Origin of the sequence: Treponema denticola (assembly GCF_024400535.1) — a bacterium.
GTDB classification, from domain to species: Bacteria; Spirochaetota; Spirochaetia; order Treponematales; family Treponemataceae; genus Treponema_B; species Treponema_B denticola_C.
In genome coordinates this window covers 1,979,216-1,998,974 of record NZ_CP038800.1, presented here as the reverse complement: position 1 = coordinate 1,998,974, position 19,759 = coordinate 1,979,216, and the positions used below count along the sequence as shown (strand labels likewise).

At 37.3% G+C, this 19,759-nt stretch carries 19 protein-coding genes and 2 pseudogenes; 9 read left to right on the top strand and 12 right to left on the bottom strand.

What is annotated here, in order from left to right; genetic code table 11:
- Positions 1–25: 25 nt before the first annotated feature.
- Entirely contained in the window at positions 26–358 is a 333-nt protein-coding gene (locus tag E4N78_RS09520) for a hypothetical protein (RefSeq protein ID WP_255810320.1), read from the bottom strand.
- Positions 359–754: 396 nt separating this feature from the next.
- On the opposite strand from E4N78_RS09520, the pseudogene E4N78_RS09515 reads away from it, so the two are divergent.
- Positions 755–913, top strand: a pseudogene (locus E4N78_RS09515) (BrnT family toxin); the annotation flags it as partial.
- 289 nt (positions 914–1,202) lie between these two features.
- Here E4N78_RS09515 and E4N78_RS09510 read toward each other — a convergent pair.
- Positions 1,203–1,955, bottom strand: coding sequence for an Rpn family recombination-promoting nuclease/putative transposase (locus E4N78_RS09510; protein ID WP_255810319.1), 753 nt, complete (start codon positions 1,953–1,955; stop codon positions 1,203–1,205).
- Positions 1,956–2,238: 283 nt separating this feature from the next.
- Between E4N78_RS09510 and E4N78_RS13855 the strand changes: the two are divergent.
- Positions 2,239–3,011, top strand: a pseudogene (locus E4N78_RS13855) (Rpn family recombination-promoting nuclease/putative transposase).
- A 16-nt stretch (positions 3,012–3,027) separates the two neighbouring features.
- Here E4N78_RS13855 and E4N78_RS09495 read toward each other — a convergent pair.
- Both E4N78_RS09495 and pbp4b read right to left on the bottom strand, forming a co-directional pair.
- Entirely contained in the window at positions 3,028–4,248 is a 1,221-nt protein-coding gene (locus tag E4N78_RS09495; protein WP_255810318.1) for an exo-beta-N-acetylmuramidase NamZ family protein, read from the bottom strand.
- Entirely contained in the window at positions 4,245–6,224 is a 1,980-nt protein-coding gene (gene pbp4b, locus E4N78_RS09490; protein WP_255810317.1) for a penicillin binding protein PBP4B, read from the bottom strand. Before pbp4b ends, E4N78_RS09495 begins: the two co-directional genes overlap by 4 nt.
- A gap of 97 nt (positions 6,225–6,321) precedes the next feature.
- On the opposite strand from pbp4b, the gene E4N78_RS09485 reads away from it, so the two are divergent.
- The gene (locus tag E4N78_RS09485) at positions 6,322–6,870 is read left to right on the top strand and encodes a hypothetical protein (RefSeq protein WP_255810316.1); all 549 of its coding nucleotides are present in this window, start codon (positions 6,322–6,324) and stop codon (positions 6,868–6,870) included.
- Positions 6,871–6,886: 16 nt separating this feature from the next.
- Here the strand turns inward: E4N78_RS09485 and E4N78_RS09480 are convergent, their stop codons facing one another.
- Both E4N78_RS09480 and E4N78_RS09475 read right to left on the bottom strand, forming a co-directional pair.
- Complete coding sequence (locus tag E4N78_RS09480) at positions 6,887–7,723, bottom strand: substrate-binding periplasmic protein (RefSeq protein ID WP_255810315.1); 837 nt, start codon at positions 7,721–7,723, stop codon at positions 6,887–6,889.
- Positions 7,724–7,740: 17 nt separating this feature from the next.
- Complete coding sequence (locus tag E4N78_RS09475) at positions 7,741–8,568, bottom strand: ABC transporter substrate-binding protein (protein ID WP_255810314.1); 828 nt, start codon at positions 8,566–8,568, stop codon at positions 7,741–7,743.
- A 136-nt stretch (positions 8,569–8,704) separates the two neighbouring features.
- Between E4N78_RS09475 and E4N78_RS09470 the strand changes: the two genes are divergently transcribed.
- Both E4N78_RS09470 and ffh read left to right on the top strand, forming a co-directional pair.
- Positions 8,705–9,778 carry an NAD(P)H-dependent glycerol-3-phosphate dehydrogenase gene (locus E4N78_RS09470; RefSeq protein ID WP_255810313.1) on the top strand — a complete coding sequence of 358 codons (1,074 nt, stop codon included), beginning with the start codon at positions 8,705–8,707 and terminating at the stop codon, positions 9,776–9,778.
- On the top strand, positions 9,778–11,109 hold the full coding sequence (gene ffh, locus E4N78_RS09465; RefSeq protein ID WP_255810312.1) for a signal recognition particle protein: 1,332 nt from the start codon (positions 9,778–9,780) through the stop codon (positions 11,107–11,109). The genes E4N78_RS09470 and ffh overlap by 1 nt, the downstream gene beginning before the upstream one ends.
- 77 nt (positions 11,110–11,186) lie before the next feature.
- Here ffh and E4N78_RS09460 read toward each other — a convergent pair whose 3' ends face one another.
- Positions 11,187–11,552 carry a TraR/DksA family transcriptional regulator gene (locus E4N78_RS09460; protein ID WP_255810310.1) on the bottom strand — a complete coding sequence of 122 codons (366 nt, stop codon included), beginning with the start codon at positions 11,550–11,552 and terminating at the stop codon, positions 11,187–11,189.
- A 109-nt stretch (positions 11,553–11,661) separates the two neighbouring features.
- Between E4N78_RS09460 and infA the strand changes: the two genes are divergently transcribed.
- Positions 11,662–11,880 (top strand): translation initiation factor IF-1, encoded by a 219-nt coding sequence (gene infA / locus E4N78_RS09455; RefSeq protein WP_002668257.1) that lies wholly within the window; start codon positions 11,662–11,664, stop codon positions 11,878–11,880.
- A 4-nt stretch (positions 11,881–11,884) separates the two neighbouring features.
- On the opposite strand, the gene E4N78_RS09450 is transcribed toward infA, so the two are convergent.
- Genes E4N78_RS09450 through E4N78_RS09440 form a run of 3 tightly spaced genes read right to left on the bottom strand, consistent with a single transcriptional unit; the run spans position 11,885 to position 13,877 of the window.
- Positions 11,885–12,394 (bottom strand): DnaJ domain-containing protein, encoded by a 510-nt coding sequence (locus tag E4N78_RS09450; RefSeq protein ID WP_255810309.1) that lies wholly within the window; start codon positions 12,392–12,394, stop codon positions 11,885–11,887.
- Positions 12,394–13,089 carry a UMP kinase gene (gene pyrH, locus E4N78_RS09445; RefSeq protein ID WP_255810308.1) on the bottom strand — a complete coding sequence of 232 codons (696 nt, stop codon included), beginning with the start codon at positions 13,087–13,089 and terminating at the stop codon, positions 12,394–12,396. The genes E4N78_RS09450 and pyrH overlap by 1 nt, the downstream gene beginning before the upstream one ends.
- Positions 13,090–13,121: 32 nt before the next feature.
- Positions 13,122–13,877, bottom strand: coding sequence for an RNA methyltransferase (locus E4N78_RS09440; RefSeq protein ID WP_255810307.1), 756 nt, complete (start codon positions 13,875–13,877; stop codon positions 13,122–13,124).
- Between the two features lie 283 nt (positions 13,878–14,160).
- On the opposite strand from E4N78_RS09440, the gene E4N78_RS09435 reads away from it, so the two are divergent.
- Complete coding sequence (locus E4N78_RS09435; RefSeq protein ID WP_255810306.1) at positions 14,161–14,712, top strand: STAS domain-containing protein; 552 nt, start codon at positions 14,161–14,163, stop codon at positions 14,710–14,712.
- 86 nt (positions 14,713–14,798) lie between these two features.
- On the opposite strand, the gene E4N78_RS09430 is transcribed toward E4N78_RS09435, so the two are convergent.
- Positions 14,799–15,167 (bottom strand): GerMN domain-containing protein, encoded by a 369-nt coding sequence (locus tag E4N78_RS09430; protein WP_370644906.1) that lies wholly within the window; start codon positions 15,165–15,167, stop codon positions 14,799–14,801.
- A 123-nt stretch (positions 15,168–15,290) separates the two neighbouring features.
- Complete coding sequence (locus E4N78_RS09425) at positions 15,291–15,698, bottom strand: hypothetical protein (RefSeq protein WP_255810305.1); 408 nt, start codon at positions 15,696–15,698, stop codon at positions 15,291–15,293.
- Between the two features lie 95 nt (positions 15,699–15,793).
- Between E4N78_RS09425 and rpsA the strand changes: the two genes are divergently transcribed.
- Positions 15,794–18,229 (top strand): 30S ribosomal protein S1, encoded by a 2,436-nt coding sequence (gene rpsA / locus E4N78_RS09420; protein ID WP_255810304.1) that lies wholly within the window; start codon positions 15,794–15,796, stop codon positions 18,227–18,229.
- A gap of 12 nt (positions 18,230–18,241) precedes the next feature.
- A complete protein-coding gene (locus tag E4N78_RS09415; protein ID WP_255810303.1) occupies positions 18,242–19,759 on the top strand; it encodes a sigma-54-dependent Fis family transcriptional regulator in 1,518 nt (505 codons plus the stop codon).

The window sequence follows — 19,759 nt, the reverse complement described above, 5'->3', positions numbered from 1 at the left end:
GAAAAAGTTTCTTTCCTCCCCTAATTTACAGTTTTTCGATTTCAGATTCGGGAAGCCCGGTCATTAACAAAATCTCGGAAATGGGATAACCTCTGTTTTTCATAAGTTTGGCTGTTTCTATGGCTTTGCGGTAAATCCCTTTTTCTATAGCGTCCATTTCAAAAGTCGACATTAACCTATATTCTTGCCTTGCTTGTTCGTTTTGTTTTACTGTTTGTATCATTTCTTCTATCCCCCTTGTAAATTCACTCTTTGCTTTGCCGGTTTTAAGGTATTCTAAAAAATCTTTTAATTCTTTATCTTTAGTGTTTTTAAAGCCTTCTGCATTTATTATAACCTCTAAAAGAGGAAAGGACAACCCCCGTTCCCTTACGGGTTTTTCAAGTCAGAGCGGTGGTTTTATACCTCGAAACTTCGTTGGTTATACCTTCCCCTTTGACCCCATCCCTTTTTACCTTGAAGCTCCGCTGGTTGTACTCGCGCTGCCAAAGGACTTGCAGCCCTTTGGAATCCCGCATTGTTACAAAGTTTCTGGTCAATTCTTTGGTTGAGTTAGGAAACAAAGGTTCTGGGCGAAATTTAAAGGTTGTCTACGCAAAGATATTTATAGTTATTATTTAAAAAAAATAGTAAATTATAAAAAAAATCTCAGCGGCCTTTGCGCCCCCTGCGGTTAAATAATACCCTTACAAAATTACCGAAGTTGTGGTATAATAATAGATAAGGACATAGGCGGTATGATGCAGAACATTCTTCAATAGATGAGCATAGGTACAAAACAATCGGTATGGTAAATAAGGTGTTGACTGTTATCTATACCGAACGTAAAACTGCAATCAGAATTATTTCGGCACGCCTTGCCGAACAGGAGGAAATAGATGAGTACTATAAAAACTTGGAAGAAGGTAATTGACTGAGGATAGAAACAAGGATTTTCCGATGGCTCATACAAAAACAAACTTGAAATAGCAAATCTTATGATGTGTATGAATTATCCGAACACTCGAACGAGTGTATACCCTCCACTCGGACGAGAGGCAGAGTGTTCTGCAGAACCGTCTTTAGACTTACCGCAATCCCTCTGTTTTCAATCTCAGCTAAAGATTAAACTAAAAATTTGATAACAATGCGAGTTCTTAGGGGCGGGAGACCCTAAGCGGAATTTTGGCTGCTAAAGAGGACAGGATGTCCGCCTGTATAATCTACAGTTTTTCGATTTCTTCTTCGGGAAGTCCGGTCATTAACAAAATCTCGGAAATGGGATAACCTCTGTTTTTCATAAGTTTGGCTGTTTCTCTCTTAACCCTATCCTTAATATCCATTTCAAAAGTTGACATTAATCTGTATTCTTGCCTTGCCTGTTCATTTTGTTTTACTGTTTGTATCATTTTTTCTATCCTCCTTGTAAATTCATTATTTGGTTTACCTGTTTTGAGGTATTTTAAAAATTCTTTTAATTCTTTGTCTTCAGTGTCCTTAAAGGCTTCTGCGTTTATTATAACCTTTTTCGTTCCATCTTGTAAAGATATATTTTTATCTTCAAGACAGATATTTTTAAAAGTATAAATAGGCCTATTTTTACCGATGGCATCAAAAGTACAGATAAAAATTATAAAACAATCATTTAAATTGTTATAAGAATTTCCCTTATCCAAGAATGAAATATCAATGGCTGCTTGGTAAAATCTCATTCTTTTAGGTATATTCTTCTCGTTACTTACCTGCATTTCTACATCGTAAAATTTACCGTTTTCTGCTTGTACCAGAACATCAAATCTCACTGACTTTGCCTGTTCATAGTTTTTAATATTATGCTGTACAGAAATATATGCAATTTTCCCTATTGTATCGGATAATATCATTTCAATAAGTCTTTTGCATAAATCCGGATTTTGCATAACTTTACAAAACATAAAATCGTCCGTAAATGTCAAATCTTCAAATTTTTTTATCATTTGTGTTCTCCTAATTTTTTAACATTTCCCCTCCCTATTATATTTATAGTTATTATTTGAAAAAAATAGTAAATTATAAAAAGATTTTTGTAATCGATGCAGTTTTAAAAAATTCCTTTGCGAAGTTGAGTGTAAGCTCAACGCTTTGCGTCCGTTGCGGTTAAATAATCAATAAAATGTAATTCTTTTTTTAAATTTTACTATTTATTGCAAACTCTTCATACAATAATTATGAAAGGGGAAAAGTTTTTCTTCTTTAAAAAATTATTAACGAGGCTTAATTATGAAAAAACTATTTAAAATTACCCTCCGCAACGACTATGCCTTTAAACGAGTTTTTGGAGTGGAGGAAAACAAGGATGTACTACAGGATTTTTTGGAGTGTATATTGGATATTCCGCCTGAAACAATCGCAGGCTTGGAACTTTTGGATAAGGAGTTTCATAAGGATTCGATAAGCGATAAAACCGGAGTCTTAGACGTAAAATTACGCCTAAAGAATAACACGATTATCGACATCGAAATTCAAAACAGGTGGAACAGCGAGTTTGTCCAGCGTACCATTTTTTTAAACTATTGAAAAATTGATATTTATATGGTAATATCTTTAATAAAGGTAATGCTAAAAATTTACAAAATAAGACGGGTTCTTAGGGCAGAGCCCTAAGCGGTTATTTTGAAGATAGGAGGGGTTATAGGGGAGGAAAGAAATCTTTTATCCGAAAAAGTGTCTTTCCTCCCCTAATTGATGATGAGGAGGTATGTAATATGCTGGCACAAGAATCCCCTATAATGGCAAAAGCCAATGCAACGATAGAAATAATGGAAATGAGTCCTAGAGATAAATGGCTATATGATTCCCGTATGAAATATGAACATGACAGGGCATCATGTATAAGCGAAGGTTATCGGCAAGGTCTTGAGCGTGGTCTTGATAAAGGTGCATACCAAAAAGCTCTCGAAACGGCAAAGCTGATGCGTATGCATAATTACCCGATTGCCGAAATTTGTACAATATCGGGTCTTTCCAAAGAAGAAGTAGAAGCGATTAATTAATTGACATCCGTCCTTTTTAATATATCAAATACTTTTCTCTCATCTTTAAAAACTTCTTTTCGTCTTTTTCGATAAATTTAAAGTATTCATCTAAGGAAAGGCTCATCGAGCTTAGCTTGTTTGTTCCGCTTAATAAATTGAGGCCGCAGAGTTCGGCAGGGTAGTTATTTATCTTAAACTTATCGGGATACATTTCCCTTATTGTGTACATCACCGCGATTGCAGCTTTTACGGGCAAGAATTTGTTTTTATCCCTGACGATGATTTGAACCCCCTCGCATATCTCATCCTTATAGACCGAAAGGGCAGGTGTAAAATAGGCGGGCTTAAAAAAGACTCCCTCAAGCTTGAGGGCATTTAGAGCTTCTGCTAAAGCCTCGGCATCTATATAGGGGGCTCCTATGTATTTAAAGGGCATGGTTGTTCCTCTTCCTACCGAAATGTTTACCCCTTCAAAGATACAAAAGCCCGAATAAACTAAGGCTGTATCGGCTGTAGGAATATTGGGCGAGGGCGGAAACCACATTAAATTAAGATCTTCAAAATAATCTTCACGCTTCCAGCCCTGCATAGGGATTATTTTTAAGTTACAGCCTATCTTAAATTCTTTATTGAACATTAAGGCTAATTCTCCCACGGTCATGCCGTGCCTTTGGACAATCGGAAAGTAGCCCGTAAAGGATTTAAACTTCTCTTCCAAAATATTCCCCTCAACGTTTATGCCGTTTATAGGATTGGGCCTGTCAAACACAACAAAGGTTTTTCCGTCACGGGCGCATGCTTCCATTGCATAGGCCATTGTGTAAATATATGTGTAAAACCTTGCCCCTACATCCTGAATGTCGAAGCATAAAACATCTATTTCTTGCAGCATCTCTTTTGTGGGCCGCTTTGTTTTTCCGTAAAGGCTGTAAACGGTAAGGCCTGTTTTTTTATCTACCGTGTTGGAAATACCGGCTCCCTCCCTCGCATTTCCCCTTATTCCGTGTTCCGGAGAAAAAAGAGCTTTAAGATTAGTCTTTTCGTATAAGATTTCGATGCTTGATCTTCCTAAAGAGTCTATGCCTGTTTGATTGGTAATCAATCCTATTCTTTTTCCTTTAAAAAGATTAAAAAATTCGTCTACGCGTTCAATGCCTATCTTAAAATCGGCCTTGTCCGGCTTACCTGCTTTTTTTTCTGCAAAAATCATGAGGGCAAGACTGCAAAACCAAAATAAAAAAAGCATCTTTTTCATTTTGCCGTTCCTTCAGTTTGTTTTTTTGCCAAGTTTTTCTTTGAGTACCTTGATTGAATTTCTGCAAGTATGGCCATAGCTTTTTCACTTTTTAAAAATTGTTTTAGGACTGCCGATTGCTTTGATTGTTCTTTTATGCTTTCCATTATGGCTGTCAAATCCTTGCGGGAACCTTCGTTGTCATAAATTTCAGGAATCATATTTATAAGTTCGTTTCTGCCTACCGCAAGTTCTATAAGCATTTGGTCCAGCATAGCATTATCATAGTTTTTAAATGCGGAATAAATAAGCGTTGTAACGGCTCCATAGTTTTTTGCAAGATAAAAATCGCCCTCATATTTTCCGCGCAAGTTTTTTCCGAAAAGGGCAGGAGTGTTTTTTGCGCTTGTAAAGATTATGATTATTAAATCTTCTTTAGGATCGATTAGAGTCAGTGTCCCCGTCCAGCCTGTGTGTCCTATTGTGTTTGCACTTGCAAGCTGTGAGAAAGCCCAAGCGTAGCTGTTATTGAGTCCCTGCCTTCTCCAACCTAAACCTGCCTGCGAAAAAAAATTCCCCTGACTGGTAAATAAATTTAAAACGCTCGAATCGAATAGTTTGATATTTCCATATCCTCCTCCGTTCAGCATGACCTGAGCCAGTACTGCTATACTTTCGGCATTTGCAAAAAGCCCTGCATGACCGCTTACCTGATCCATTGCATTGTAAGCCTCAGGGTCATGTACCGTCCCGTGAACCGGCATGTATTTTATGTCTTTGAATTTTTCGTCCTTTGTTCTTTTGACGGCCCGTATTTCGGTTGTGGTAATATCCTCTTTTGTAAATCCTTTTTTTAATGGTTCATAGCAAATCGAAGATAGATTTAAGGGCTTATAAAGATTTTCTTCCGTATACTGATCCAAGGGAAGGCCTGTTACTTTTTCTATAATCAAACCTAAGAGCATATAATCTATATCTGAATATAAAACCTCGGTACGCGGAGAATATATTAAGGGAGTGTTGCAAATCAGCTCTAAAACAATTTCTTTATTTTGTCTTTTATCGGTTTTCTTTTTTTGTGTTATTTTTTTGTTCACATAATATTGTGCCCCTGCCGGGAAACCGGCCTGATGCTTTAATAAGTCTTCAACCGTAATTTCACTCTTTCCCTTAAAAAGAGCTTTTTTTTTGTCCTTAAAATCAGGAAAAAAATCTTGTACCTTATCATAGATTGAAATCTTTTCTTCCGATATAAGTTTTTGTAAGGCGAAATTTACCGTATACATTTTGGTGTTACTGGCTAAATCAAAAAGAGTTTCTTTTGTGATAGGCTTTTGGTTTTTTTGCATCAGGGGCTCTCCGAACTCGTCAACGGTGCTGATATAGCCGTAGGCCGAGTTTTTTATCATCCTTCCGTTTTTTACCACTACAAGCTGAATCGAGGGAAATCCGTTTGCTGTTTGAGCCTCCATGATGTCATCTATTATTTGAAATGCCCTATAATTTACATCATTTAATTTTTCTTCTTTTTTGATAATGGAAGGGTAGGGAATTTTTACCGATAAGGTATAGGTTTTCGAAAAGCCCTTATCATCTTTTTCGGCTTCAATATTTGTAATGAGTAAGTTATTGGTGCCGTTTATTACCTCATCTCCGATATAAATTTGAGTATATTTATTTTTACAGATTTTTTTTGTATCTATTTTTTTCCCGTTTAAATATAAAAGAAATTTTTTTACATTTTCAGTATGAAAGTAAAGATAGCCCTGTCCGGTATAAGCCTTAAAAGGAATAAAGTTGTTCGGTAAAATTGAAGGATCATATTTTTCTTCCTCCGGAGGAAAGCTTACCTCCGTTTGAAAGCCGGCAAAACTTTCTTTGTTTTTTTCAGATGTATAAATGTCCGTTTTTGCCGGATCAATTTTTATCTTTGATATTTGTGCCGATCGGCATGATAATATTAGGGCAGCAAATAAAATGCACAAAACCTTTTTCATTTACCTATTCTATCATAAAATGTAAAAATAGAAAAGAAGAAAAATTTCTTATTGCACATAAAATGATTATCGTATATAATAAACTGGGAGGTAATTTATGTCAAAATTTAAAATGCAAAAGGCTAGTGCCGAAATTCTGGATAAATTGATAAAACCTGTTTCATCGATTACCGGTTCTCATAATGAGGGTTTTTTAGTAACTGCAGGATGCGGAACGGAAAAAGGTAAGTGGAATACGATGACTGCCGGCTGGGGATCTATAGGCTTTTTGTGGAATAAACTTACAGCTACAGTTTATATAAGGCCGACCAGATATACTTCCGAATTTGCCGATAAAGAAGATTATATAACTCTTTCTTTTTTTGAAGAAAATGATTCGTGGGCTAGAGATGTGCTGGCTTTTTGCGGTTCGGCTTCCGGCCGTAATGTAGATAAGGCAAGCGAAACCGGCTTAAAGCCTATAATGCTTGAAGATGGTGCTATATCTTTTGAACAGGCTAAGACCGTTCTGGTATGCCGAAAACTCTACCGAAGCAAATTTGATATGGATTTATTTGTTGATCCGCAGATTATTATAGATTCATATCCAAAAAAAGATTTCCATTATATTTACATTTGCGAGATAGTTTCAGTTTATACAAAATAAGGTTCTTTTTATAGGTTTAGCGGCCTACAATGGATATATTTGCATCAAACCATTTTTTGCTTGTTTTTTCTAAAAAATCGCTTTTAGCCATCTCTTCTAAAGTAGATTCGACTGCTTTCATCAGGGCAATGTCTCCTTTTCTAAAGGCTATAATATAATCTTTTGAGGCTATAGCTTCATTAATCACCCTATAGCGCTCTTTCCTCGACTTCATAAGGCTGTTTATAGCTAATAGATCGTGAACTACGCAGTCTACCTCACCTTTATCAAGGGCTGCAACAGCATCTATTGCCTTTTGATATACAACAGTATTTTTAAATACTCCGTAGGTAAATTCGGCTTTTTTAAGGCTTGATTGCATAAAGGATGCAGAAAGAACTCCTATTTTTTTTTCTTTTATGTCTTGGATCGAATAATAAGGTGAATCATCCTTTACTACGAAAATAATAGCCGCTCTTATATATGGTGCTGTAAGGCTATAGGCTTCTGCTCTTTCCTTGCTATAGCCAAAGGCTCCCCATATACAATCAATATCTCCATTGTTAAGAAGCTCTTTTCTTCGAGACCATTTTATGACCTTAAAAACAGGTTTAACCTTTAGCCGTCTGCATAGTTCTTGAGCCAGTTCAATATCATAGCCTTCAACTGATGCTGTAAAAAGGTTTAGAAAGGAAAGAGGCGGATAATCGTCTCTAACCCCTATTATCAATTCCTTTTTTACAAAGACCTTTGCTAGAGAAATATCGTTTTCTTTTTTTCTTACACGCACAGCCTTAGGCCTGCATGCAGAAAGCTCCAATACTGTTAAAAGAAGTATAAAGACAAGTTTAGCATAGTTTAAATTTTTCTTCATAAAGCCATAATTCCTTTTTATTTTCCTAAAATTATCCTATCGGCTCCAAACCATTTTCGTGAAATTTTTTCAAGCGTCCCTTGTTGTTCAAGTTTTAAGAGATTTTTTTCCACTTCGTTTTTTAAGGCTAGACTCCCTTTTTTAAAGGCATATACATAATAGTCCATAGCTAAGGCGTCTCCGAATATTTTATATACATCCGGCTCATTTGCTAAATATTCAATAATTGCCGAAAGATCGGCTACGCCGGCATCAATCCCAAGATTTTTTAAGTCGCCTAAAACTTCCGTGATATTATTATATGTATCTCTAACATAAGCAATTTTAGCCGTCAGTTCAGGATTATTTTTGATTACAGAAATGCCTAGGCTGCCTTTTTGACCTCCTATTTTTTTTCCCTTCAAATCTTCCAGATTTTTTAGTTCTTTTTGTTTTAGAGTTACAAGGACTACAGCATTGCGCAGGTAGGGCTGAGTCATTTCATAATATTTAGTTCTTTCATCCGAATATGAAAAGCCTGATGCTATGCAATCTATATCGCCGTTAGTTATCAACTGAAGTACTTCACCGGTGTTTACGGTCTGAAATTCCGCCTCAATATTCATTACATCTGCAATTTCTTTAAAAACATCAATATCAAAGCCGTCTAATTCTTTTTTGCTATTGTAGAAGCTCATAGGTGGGTTATATGCACTTACTCCTATAACAATTTTTGATTTTACTAAAACCTCAGCTAAAGATATATCTTCTACCGATACATCATAGGTTTCATTTTTTTTGCATGAAAAGGCAAATAAAGTTAAAAAAATAAGTAAAAGTCCGGCTAATTTTGATTTATTACGCATAAGCTCAATATATCATAGTATTTGCAAATTGTAAAGAACGGAAAAGATACTTGTTTTTTAAATTTACGTTTATTGAAACTTTTAATAAAAAATGATAGACTGTATAAACAGGGAACTTAACAAATGGGGGAAATTTGTGAACGATAAGATTGCCGTTATCGGAGCCGGTTCTTGGGGAACGGCTGTAGCCTGTTCGCTTGGAAAAAACGGACACAGGGTTGTGCTTTGGAGCCACACTGCCGGTGTTGCCGATTCGATAAATACGGACCATATAAACGAAAAATATTTGCCTAACCATAAATTGCCTAAAACCGTTTCTGCATCTACGGACATGGAAGCGGTATGCAAAGATGCTGCCTTTATTTTTTTGGCAAGCCCTTCGCTTTATTTAACTTCTACTGTTGAAGAGCTTCTGAAATTCGCTCCTTTTAGCCATGACGATGGGGCAATGCCCTATCCTACAATAGCGGTACTGACTAAGGGCTTTATTCCAGATGAAAACGGAGAACCTAAGTTTATAATAGATGTTTTGGAGGAAATGCTTCCTGACTTTTATAAAAATCACTTGGTTTATGTAGCAGGGCCGAGCCATGGGGAGGAGGTAGCCGAAGGTAAGCTGACAGGTCTTATAGCCGCTTCTCAAAATCCGATGTGCTCTATCCGGTGCCGCGAAATATTAAAATCGAGGAATTTGCTTGTTTATTCCAGCTTGGATATAATAGGGGTACAGGTATGTGCAGCCGCTAAAAACGTTGTAGCCGTAGCCTTCGGTGTTTTAGACGCTTTAACCGTAACCTCCGATATTTTTGGAGACAATACCGAATCCCTCCTTTTGGCTGCCGGCTTAAACGAGATTCAGATAATAGGCCGCGCCATGGGTGCAACTCATCCTGAAACCTTTACATCGATTTCCGGAGTAGGGGACTTGGATGTAACTTGCCGAAGTAAATACGGCAGAAACCGCCGTTTCGGTAATGAAATCATTACAAAGAAGATTCTTCTTTCATTTGAAAATGTGGATGATCTTATTAAAAATATCGATAAAATAGGCTATTTACCCGAAGGTGTAGTTGCCTGTAAATATTTAAATATTCTTGCAGAAAAAAGAAATTTAAAGCTGCCCATATGTTCGGGGCTTTATAAAATCTTAAACAAAGAATTAAAACCTCTTGACTTAATAGAAAACTTACTAAAGGGAGATACAAAGTAATGCTCGAAAATATTACCGAAAAATTCAGCGGGATAATGCGCTCATTGAGCGGCAAGTCCAAAATTACCGAAAAAAATATTGAAGACACAATTGAAGAAATTAAGACGGCTCTTTTGGATGCCGACGTAAACTTGCGTGTTGTACGCCGTTTTATAAATGCTACAGCCGAAGAAGCCAAGGGAGAAAGGGTTCTAAAATCCGTCGATCCCGGGCAGCAGTTTACAAAGATTGTATACGATAAGATGACCTCCTTTTTAGGGGACGAAAAAAAAGCCCTCGATCTAAGGGGGCCTGACACCCAATCGGTAATCCTCTTTTTAGGTCTCCAAGGCTCGGGAAAGACTACCAGTGCCGCAAAATTGGCCTTAAAGCTTAAAAATGAGGGAAAAAAGCCCTTGCTGGTTGCCTGCGACCTTGTCCGCCCTGCCGCCATAGAGCAGCTTTCCGTTTTGGGCGGAAACATCAGCGTGCCCGTTTACAAAGAAGAAACGAAGGATGCGGTAAAGGTCGCAAAAAATGCTCTGGCCTTTGCCAAAAAGAACTTTTATGATACGGTCATAGTCGATACGGCAGGACGTCTCCAAATTGATGAAGACATGATGAAGGAAATCGTCAATATTAAATCTGCCGTAAAACCTATGGAAACCATCCTTGTTGCCGACTCTATGACCGGTCAAAGCGCCGTTGATGTTGCAAAGGAATTTGATGAGCAGGTAGGGCTTTCAGGCTTAATTCTTACAAAATTCGATTCCGACACCCGAGGCGGTGCCGCCCTTTCCTTAAAAACCATAACAGGTAAGCCGATTTTTTACATAGGAACAGGCGAAAAGCTTGAAGACCTTGAACCCTTTTATCCCGACCGCATTGCAAGCCGTATCTTGGGCATGGGCGACATTGTTTCTCTTGTCGAAAAAGCCCAAGCTCTTTATGATGAAGAAGAGGCGGAAAAGCTCCAAAAAAAGATGCAAAGCGAAAGTTTCAGCCTTGCCGATATGCTCATGCAGTTGGAGCAGGCCGAAAAGATGGGGCCATTGGAATCCATGCTTGATATGATTCCCGGGCTTTCAGGCCAAATAGACAAGGATAAGCTGGACCTCTCGCTTTTAAAACGCCAAAAGGCCATAATTCAGTCGATGACATTAAAAGAAAGGGATAATTTCCGCATTATCGGGCCGCCCCGCCGTAAACGCATTGCAAAGGGCTCAGGAACCTCTGTAGGCGATGTAAACAAGCTTTTAAAGCAATTTGAAAAGACCCGTCAAATGATGAGGAAGGTGTCAAAAAACAAGGGACTACAAGCTAAAATGATGTCGGGAGGCTTTTTCGGCTAGGCTTGAGCTGCTTAAAATACAAAGAAGCCTTGAAACTTTCAAGGCTTCTTTTATAAATCATAATACTACCTTTTTGATTAATTTTGAGGGTGCATCTTCTTTTCAGACTTTGTTTGGCAATCGATGCATTTTAATGCATATGGAAGGGCTTTAAGTCTGTCTTCCGGAATTTGCTGATTACAAGTTATACACTTACCGTATTTGCCTTCCCTAATCCTTTCCAGTGCAGAATCTATTTTTTGAAGCTTCTTTAAATTGCTGTCTCCTATAAATTCCATCATATCCCTATCGGTGCTATAGGATGCCAGATCTGCAAAGTCTTTTGGAATGCTGTTTGCCAAGGTTTCTTCATACTCTTTATCATTTCTTTGCAAGGATGTAAGTATGTCTTCCCTTTCTTTTAGCAAATATTCTTTCATTTCATCAATAAACTTCTTTTTCATACACTTCTCCTAGTTGACAATTTTTTTAATAGACTTTAGAATTATACGGCTGAATTAAGAAAAAAGCAAATGCTTTTTTGAAATTTATTCATTTTTTTTTGGAGGTCTTGTGGCTAAGGAAGAAGCAATTGAAGTGGAAGGTATTGTTAAGGAATCTCTTCCAAATACTATGTTTAGGGTTGAGCTAAAAAACGGACATGTTATTTTAGCTCATTTATCGGGAAAGATGCGGAAGCATTATATTAAAATCGTTCCGGGAGATACGGTCAAGGTTGCCCTATCCCCCTATGACTTAACTAGAGGCCGAATTATCTTCAGAGAAAGATAATCTTTTAGGTAAATATTGCTGTATAGCCTTTCCGTATTCGGATGATGCCTTCCGAAACAAGGGATAAGGCTAAAAGTAAGCCTAGAACTCCTAAAAATATAACACTCTTGAAAAGCAGAACCCCTGCTATGGTTAGTATTATGCCTCGTATAAGGATCTTAAAGGCTTCTCTTCGGCTAATCTTTTCTTTTTTCTTGGCATTATCTTTCCGCACTTTTCGCCATTTTTGCCACCATTCTGAAGTAAATATATCTTCTCCAAATGGGTTTTCATTTTGGCTGTATGTTCGGCCCGATGTAAATGTATTTTCCATACCAAGGTCATAGTCTTTTCTCTTTTGAGGATTTGATAATATTGAATAAGCCTCGCTTATCCTTTTAAATTTTTCTTCAGCTATTTTATTTCCAGGATTTTTGTCGGGATGATACCTCATAGCCAGATTTCTATAGGCCTTTTTTATTTCTTCTTCATCTGCAGACTTAGAAATATTCAGTATGTTATAATAATTTTCCATTAGCCGATCACCGTTCCTTTAAAGTCTTTACCGTTGAGAATGTTTTCCAAATTTTCAATATCCTTTCCTGCTGCACATATTACCTTTATTCCGGCTTTTTGAGCTCTTTGGCTTGCTATAGGATCAAAAGGAGTGTTTTTTCCGGGCACCCATTCCGTCCCCACTATTTTTATAAAATCTTCCCAAGAAATTTTATCAATCGGCTTTGCCTCAGGATTTTTTTTAGGATCATCGGTATAAACCTTGGCAATGTTTGAAAGATTTACTACCAGTTGTCCTGAAAACCTCTCTGCAAGTAATACTGCGTCATTATCCGTTGAAAAACCGGGTTTCCAGCCGGCAGCAACTAAGATTTGTCCTCCGAACATATCAACGGCAGTTGGGTCGTAAACTACAGGGTTAGGACAAAGGTCTGAAAAAACGGCTTTTACAAGCTGGGCATTAAGCCTTGTAGCCATTATGCCTATCCAGTCTGCTTCATCATTATTTATATTTTTTTTGCACAAATCGCAGACTGTTCTATAAGAGTTTTGATACTCCCTTGCAGGAGCTCCGCCTCCTATCACCATAATAAGCTTTCGTGATGAGTCTTGAGAAAGCCATCCTCTTACAGCTTTTGAAAATTTATCCAAAAAATCAAAATCCGGTTTATCCGGGGCTACTATAGAGCCTCCTACCGACAAAACAGTTACCATAATATCCCTCCTCAAGGATAATTATCAGTGTATTAACAACTATACATAAAAAAAAGTTTCTTAAAAATTTCAGTTAAATGCATTATATCGAATTCAGAGGCTCCCGCAGATGATAAAAGCTCAATAAAAAAGGTTTCATTTGTTTTTTTTCCTCCTTTTTTAAATAAACCTAGTCCTGAAAGGTATTTGCATATCTGTTCCGAGTTTTCTTGAATCATTTTCATTGAAGCTTTTTTTAAATAAATGTTTTTTTCTATTTGCGGATTATTATTTTCCGCTAGCGTATTACCTTTTTCCGCTATATACATGGAATAACAAAGAATCAGAACTGCATGAGAAAGGTTATAGGAGCCGAAGTCTTCTTCAGCTGGAATATTAACGGAAAAAGAGCATAGGTTAATCTCTTCATCCGTAAGACCGGTGCGCTCATTTCCAAAAACAAGGCCTAATCTGCCTCCGTAAAATCTTTTTAAATCAAGGCAGAGGTCTTCGGGGCTCATGCCAAGATCTTTACGTTTATGGCCTGTACGCCTGCTCGTGCCTATTAAGGTTGAACAATCCGATGCGGCTTCTTTTAAGCCTTCGATGGTAGGAGGGTAAAAATGAGCATTTTTCCACACATGGGAGGCGTGAAGGGCCAGTTTTAAGACTTCCGTTTCATCGTAATCCTCCTTGTTTCCCGTAATCCTTAAATCGCTAAAACCGGTATTTGCCATAACTCTGCATACGGCTCCTATATTTGCACTTGTTTCCGGCCGGCAAAGAATAATCGTTTTTTCAAAATTCATTTTTGTATATTGACGTCATTCAGCTTTTATGTCAAGAGAAATTAAAAAAAAAATCTTTAAAAGATTTGATAAAATAAGCTATAGGGCAATTATATATCATCCGATACTGTAACTGTAAAGAAATATCTTTGTTCTATTATGGTATTATGTGAATTCTTAAAAGTAAAAGCTACAGAAAAATAGATATTTTTCTGTTTTGTATTTGACTTTTTTTTAAATAAAGAGTATAATGCTGGGTGGAGATACTGGATTATTTCTTTATTTTGAAAAAATCGGGAGAATTATGAGTAATAACAGTGTTATAGCCGGCTTTGATGATGAAAAAGATGATAGTTTAAAGATTCGGCTTCAAAGAGTAGATGGACTTGATAAGTGCGTGGTCGTTTTTTTAAACGGCTACATTGATACATATAACTCTGCGTTTTTCCAAAAACGTATAGCAAAGATAATTGACGGCGGATTTATACAGATTGTATTTAACTGTGCCGCTTTAAATTATGTTTCATCTACAGGTATAGGTTCTTTTACAGCCTTTTTAAAAACCGTAAAACCAAGAGGCGGAGATATCGTTTTATTGGATATTCAGCCTAAGGTTTACGAGATATTTCAGCTTTTAGGCTTTTCTCAATTTTTTAATATTAAGGATGCATTGTCCGATGCAGTGGCTTTCTTTCAAAGCTCAAGTACGACGGCAAACTCTCAAGTCTTTCCTAAAATATTTGCCTGCCCTATATGCTCAAAGAAGCTTAAGGCTACTAAGGCCGGCAGATTTAGATGTTCCGAATGTAAGACAATTTTAGCCATCGACAATAATGCTCAAGTATTCTTAGGCTAATACAAGGGCTCAATTAGGTAGAATTGCTGTTTATAAGATTGTGTGTTTATTGCTTTGTTAGGTTTATAAACTGCAATTCTATTGTTTTAGAATGAATTAACGGAAAGAGGTGAGCCTATCCATATACCTTCCGCTCCCAAATATTCTTTCTTTTGTCCCTGAATTAAAAATTGAACCGAATCTACAGTTGAATATTCGCATGCAGTGAATACTATTTGTGATAGTTGCGCTTGATAGGCTTCTATTCCGTACCGGTTAAATTGAAAGTCTTCGCTAAGGTTGATTTCTGCTATATTATTTTTTACTTCAATAGATATTAGTTTTGTGTCCGGCGGAATAAATGTCCTTAATCCTTTTTTTGATTCCTCGTTTGTCGGGCCTGTAAGAAGACTCTGAATTGTATCGGTTAAAGGAGAATCGGTTTTTACAAATTCTCTTATAACGGATTTGCGCACTAGTTTTCCGTCTGTTTCTATCTTTACTAAATATATTTTTGCACTGCGTTTTTCGGCCGGCTTTTGCTCTTTTTTAATATTTTCAGTTTTTTTGGTTTCGGAAGGTTTTACGGCTTGTTGATTTTAATTTTTTTCCTTTCCGCTCTGAGATATATCGGTTTGATCTTTTATAGGCTTGTTCTCTTTTTGTTTAGGTTTAGAACCGGTTTTTCCTTTTTCTGAATTGTTTTTTGCGGTATTCTGATCTTTTATTTCCGTATTGTTATCGGCTTTTTTCTCGATTGGGACTTCTATTGAGGAATCGCCGTTTTCATCTTCTTCTCTTATTTTTTGAATTTCTTTTTGGATTTCACTTATGTCGACCTCGTCGTTTTCTTTTTCGACGGCTTCTTTTTTCTTAAATAAGCTCAAGGCATTGGTCTTTTCTAAGACACGGCCTATATTGTCTTTGTTTATAAAAAAAAGCAAAGCAACCAATAAAATAAAAGCAAGCCAAAAAAAACAGCCTAAAGATGCACTTTTCTTTCCCATAATGCCTAGTATAATAATATATTTTAAAAAAAAATACTATACTTTTTGTAAAAAAGTATATACATAATGTTGAAAAAATTGTATAATGGTAAAATATGATAATAGCGATTGATGGACCTGCCGGCTCTGGTAAAAGTACTCTTGCAAAAATGATTGCAGAACACTTTAATATTACGTTTATGAATACCGGCAGTTTTTATCGGGCATTAGCTCTGGCTGTTTTGCGCTCCTTTGGCGGGGGCAGCGACGGAAACGGAGGACAAATGCCTGACCTTTCGGATGAAAAAAAGTGGGCTTCCTTTGCCGAAAAAACCGAGCTTTTTTATAAAAACGGCTCTATGTTTTTAGGTGAAGAAAATGTTGAACCTTATCTTAGAAGCGATGCAGTGGAAGCTATAGTAGCTCCTCTTTCGGCTATAGTTCCTATAAGGCATATATTAAACGAAAAAATTCGCGAGGAAGCTGCTAGATCAGGGGCTGTCTGTGAGGGCAGGGATATGACTACCGTAGTTTTTCCGAATGCGGATATTAAGTTTTACCTTGATGCTTCAGTAGATGCAAGAGCCAAAAGACGCTTTGAGCAGGGGACAAGCAACCTTTCATTGGAAGAAATAAAAAAAGCGATTTTAGAAAGAGATGAAGTCGATAAAACCAAAAAAGAAGGGAGCTTAAAAGTAGCTCCCGATGCCGTGTACTTAGATACATCGGATTTAACTATAAATGAAGTTTATGCAAAAATGCTGGCAGAGGTGTCGGCAATAATGCCGGCATCAAAGTCGGAAAATATCAATAATAAAGGGTTATCTATGGAAAAGATGGAAGTGGTTAAGGATGTTGAAAAAGACTCCAACGGAAACATCCAAGCACAATTACAAGAGGAGTACTTAAATAATTTTGAGGCTCCAGAGGCGGGGACAATTAAAGAAGGTTATGTTGTTGCTGTAAACAACGGAACCGTTTTTGTCGATGTAGGCGGTAAATCCGAAGGTCATATTTCTTTGGATGAGTTTGATGAAGAACCTAAGATTAATGATAAGGTAAATGTACTTATCGAAAAAACCGAGGGATCGAATGGACATTTGTCCGTATCAAAGATCAAGGCCGATAGGTTTATTCTTCAAAGAGATTTTAAACAGGCTTATGCCGATAGAACACCGATTGAAGGTACTATTGTAAAGCAGGTTAGATCCGGGTATGAAGTTAAACTTGGCGGAGGCCTGACAGCTTTTTTACCTCTCAGCCAAGCTGATGTATCGCGTGTTGAAAAGCCTGAAACTTTGGTAGGTTTAAAGTCAAAATTCTATATAGAAAAACTTAGCTTTAATTCACGCTCTGGAGAGAATATTGTTGTAAACCGCCGTAAGTATATGGAAGAACGGACCGAAAAAGAAAGAAATGCTTTTTTTGAAAATACAAAGATAGGCGACACGGTAAAGGGCTCGGTTAAGAGCTTTACCAGCTTTGGTGCCTTTATCGATTTAGGCGGCTTTGACGGTCTTTTGCATATCAATGATATGAGCTGGGGCCATGTAACGCGTCCTAAGGACTTTGTAAAGAAGGGCGAAGAGATAGAACTTAAGGTAATCCGCCTTGATCCGGAGAACAAGAGAATAAACCTATCATTAAAGCATTTTACTCAGGATCCTTGGCTTCAGTTTGAGGATAAATTCCATGTTGATGACATCGTTACCGGAACTGTTACAAAGACTACCGACTTCGGTGCCTTTATCGAATTGGATGAAGGAATTGAAGGTTTGGCTCATATCAGCGAATTCAGCTGGGTTAAAAAAATTAACAAGCCTGAGGATGTATTAAAGCCCGGAGATAAGGTAACATGTATGATTCTAGGCTATGATATTCAGGCCGGCAGGGTTTCTTTAGGTCTAAAGCAAGTTACCGACAATCCGTGGGATACTATTGAAGAGCGTTACCCCGTAGGAACCCGTTTAACCCGAAAGGTTGTTAAAATTACCAATGCAGGCGCCTTTATTTCTCTTGAAGAAGGTATTGACGGATTTTTACATGCCGACGATATCTCTTGGATTAAGAGGGTAAAACATCCCGGAAGCGAGCTCGAAGTCGGCCAGGAAATCGAAGTTATCGTTATCGAGTGTGATGCCGAGTCAAGAAGAATTAGGTTGGGCATCAAGCAGTTAACTGATGATCCATGGGAAAAATTTGCTTCAACCTATAAAGTAGGTTCCATAGTTGAGGGAGAAGTTTCATCTATTACCGATTTCGGTGTATTTGTAAAAGTGCCCGGAGATATTGAAGGTTTAATTCATAAGCAGAATCTGGTAGAATCAAGAGATGAAACTCCTGAAGAAGCTCTTGCAAAGTATGCTGTAGGCGATAAAATTAAGGCTGTAGTAATTGAAATAAATCCAAGGAATAAAAAGGCTGCTTTTTCTATCAAGGATTTTAAACGAAAACAACAGCAAGAAGAAATTTCGCAATATATGTCGACCGAACAAGAAGATGATGATGCATCTTATACTCTTGGAGATCTTTTAAAGAATAAACCGGAGTAATTTCGTTCGTTTATGAGTGAAGTTGAGAGCATTAAAAGAGATAAGCTTAATACTCTTATAAACACAAGCTTGTTGATTAACTCAAATTATTCCGATTTGAGTATTCTTTTGGAGAAGATTGTAGAGTCGGCAATGCAGGTTGTAGAGGGAGATGCTGCGTCTCTTTTGATGATGGAACCGGATGGCGATAAACTGCGTTTTGAAATTGCAATAGGTCCTAAAGGTATTGAAGCAAAAAAAATTGTAGTCGGTTTAGACGGTATTGCCGGTTGGACTGTAAAGTATAACCGGAGTGTTATCATAAATGATGTTCTAAGCGATCCGCGCTTTGATCCTACAGTACAGAAGGCAACAGGTTATAGGAACCGTAATATGATTGCGGTTCCTATGCGTATAAAGGATGAGTGTATAGGCGTTATTGAAGTTCTAAACAAGACCGGAGGAAAGAATTTTGATTCCGATGACTTAAATGTGCTTGAACTTTTTGCTACTCAGACTGCTATAGCCTATCAAAATGCAAACCATTATAAAAAATCCCGCGAAGAGATTATATGCCTTCAAGATCAGTTGGAGCAGGATAGGGGCTATCATACTTTTATAGCAAAGAGCAATGTAATGATAGAAAAACTTGAGCTTTGCCGTAACATAGCTGCATCCGATGCTTCTGTTCTTATATTGGGGGAAAGCGGGGTAGGAAAGGAGCTTATTGCAGAACAGCTCCACTTGAATTCACGGCGTGTAAGTAAACCCTTTATTAGAGTAAACTGTGCAGCTTTGCCTGAAGGCTTGCTTGAAAGTGAGCTTTTCGGCCATGTAAGAGGTTCTTTTACGGATGCAATTTCCGATAGAAAGGGGCGTTTTGAGCTGGCCGATCAAGGAACTATATTCTTGGATGAAATAGGCGACATACCTCTTGCCTTACAGACAAAACTTTTGAGAGTTTTGCAGGAAATGGCCTTTGAAAAAGTAGGATCAAATAAGACGATAAAAGTAGATACTCGTATTATTGCCGCTACAAACAAGAATATTGAAGATCTTGTTAAACAGGGAAAGTTCAGGTCGGATCTTTATTATAGATTAAATGTTTTACCTATATACATTCCTCCTCTTAGGAATCGAAGGGAAGATATACCGGAGCTCGCTCAGTTTTTTTTAAAAAAATTCGTAAAAGAAGTAAAAAAGCCCTTTTTAGGTTTTTCGCCTGATGCAGAAAGACTTATAAAAGCTTATTCATGGCCGGGAAATATACGGGAACTTGAAAACGCCGTTGAGCGGGCTTGTGTTTTAGGTAAACCGCCTTATATTGAGCAAAAAGATCTACTTTTAAAGCTTGATAACCCCTCCTTTGCGGCTGAGGTAAATTATAAGGACGTGGACTTAAAATCTGCAATAAATGACTTTAAAAAATCCTTTATTGCCGGAGTGCTCAATGAGCAAAAATGGAATCAAACAATTGCAGCTGAAAAACTCGGAATACAGCGTACATATTTATCGAGATTGATAAAAGAGCTTGAAATTAAGGAGATATAA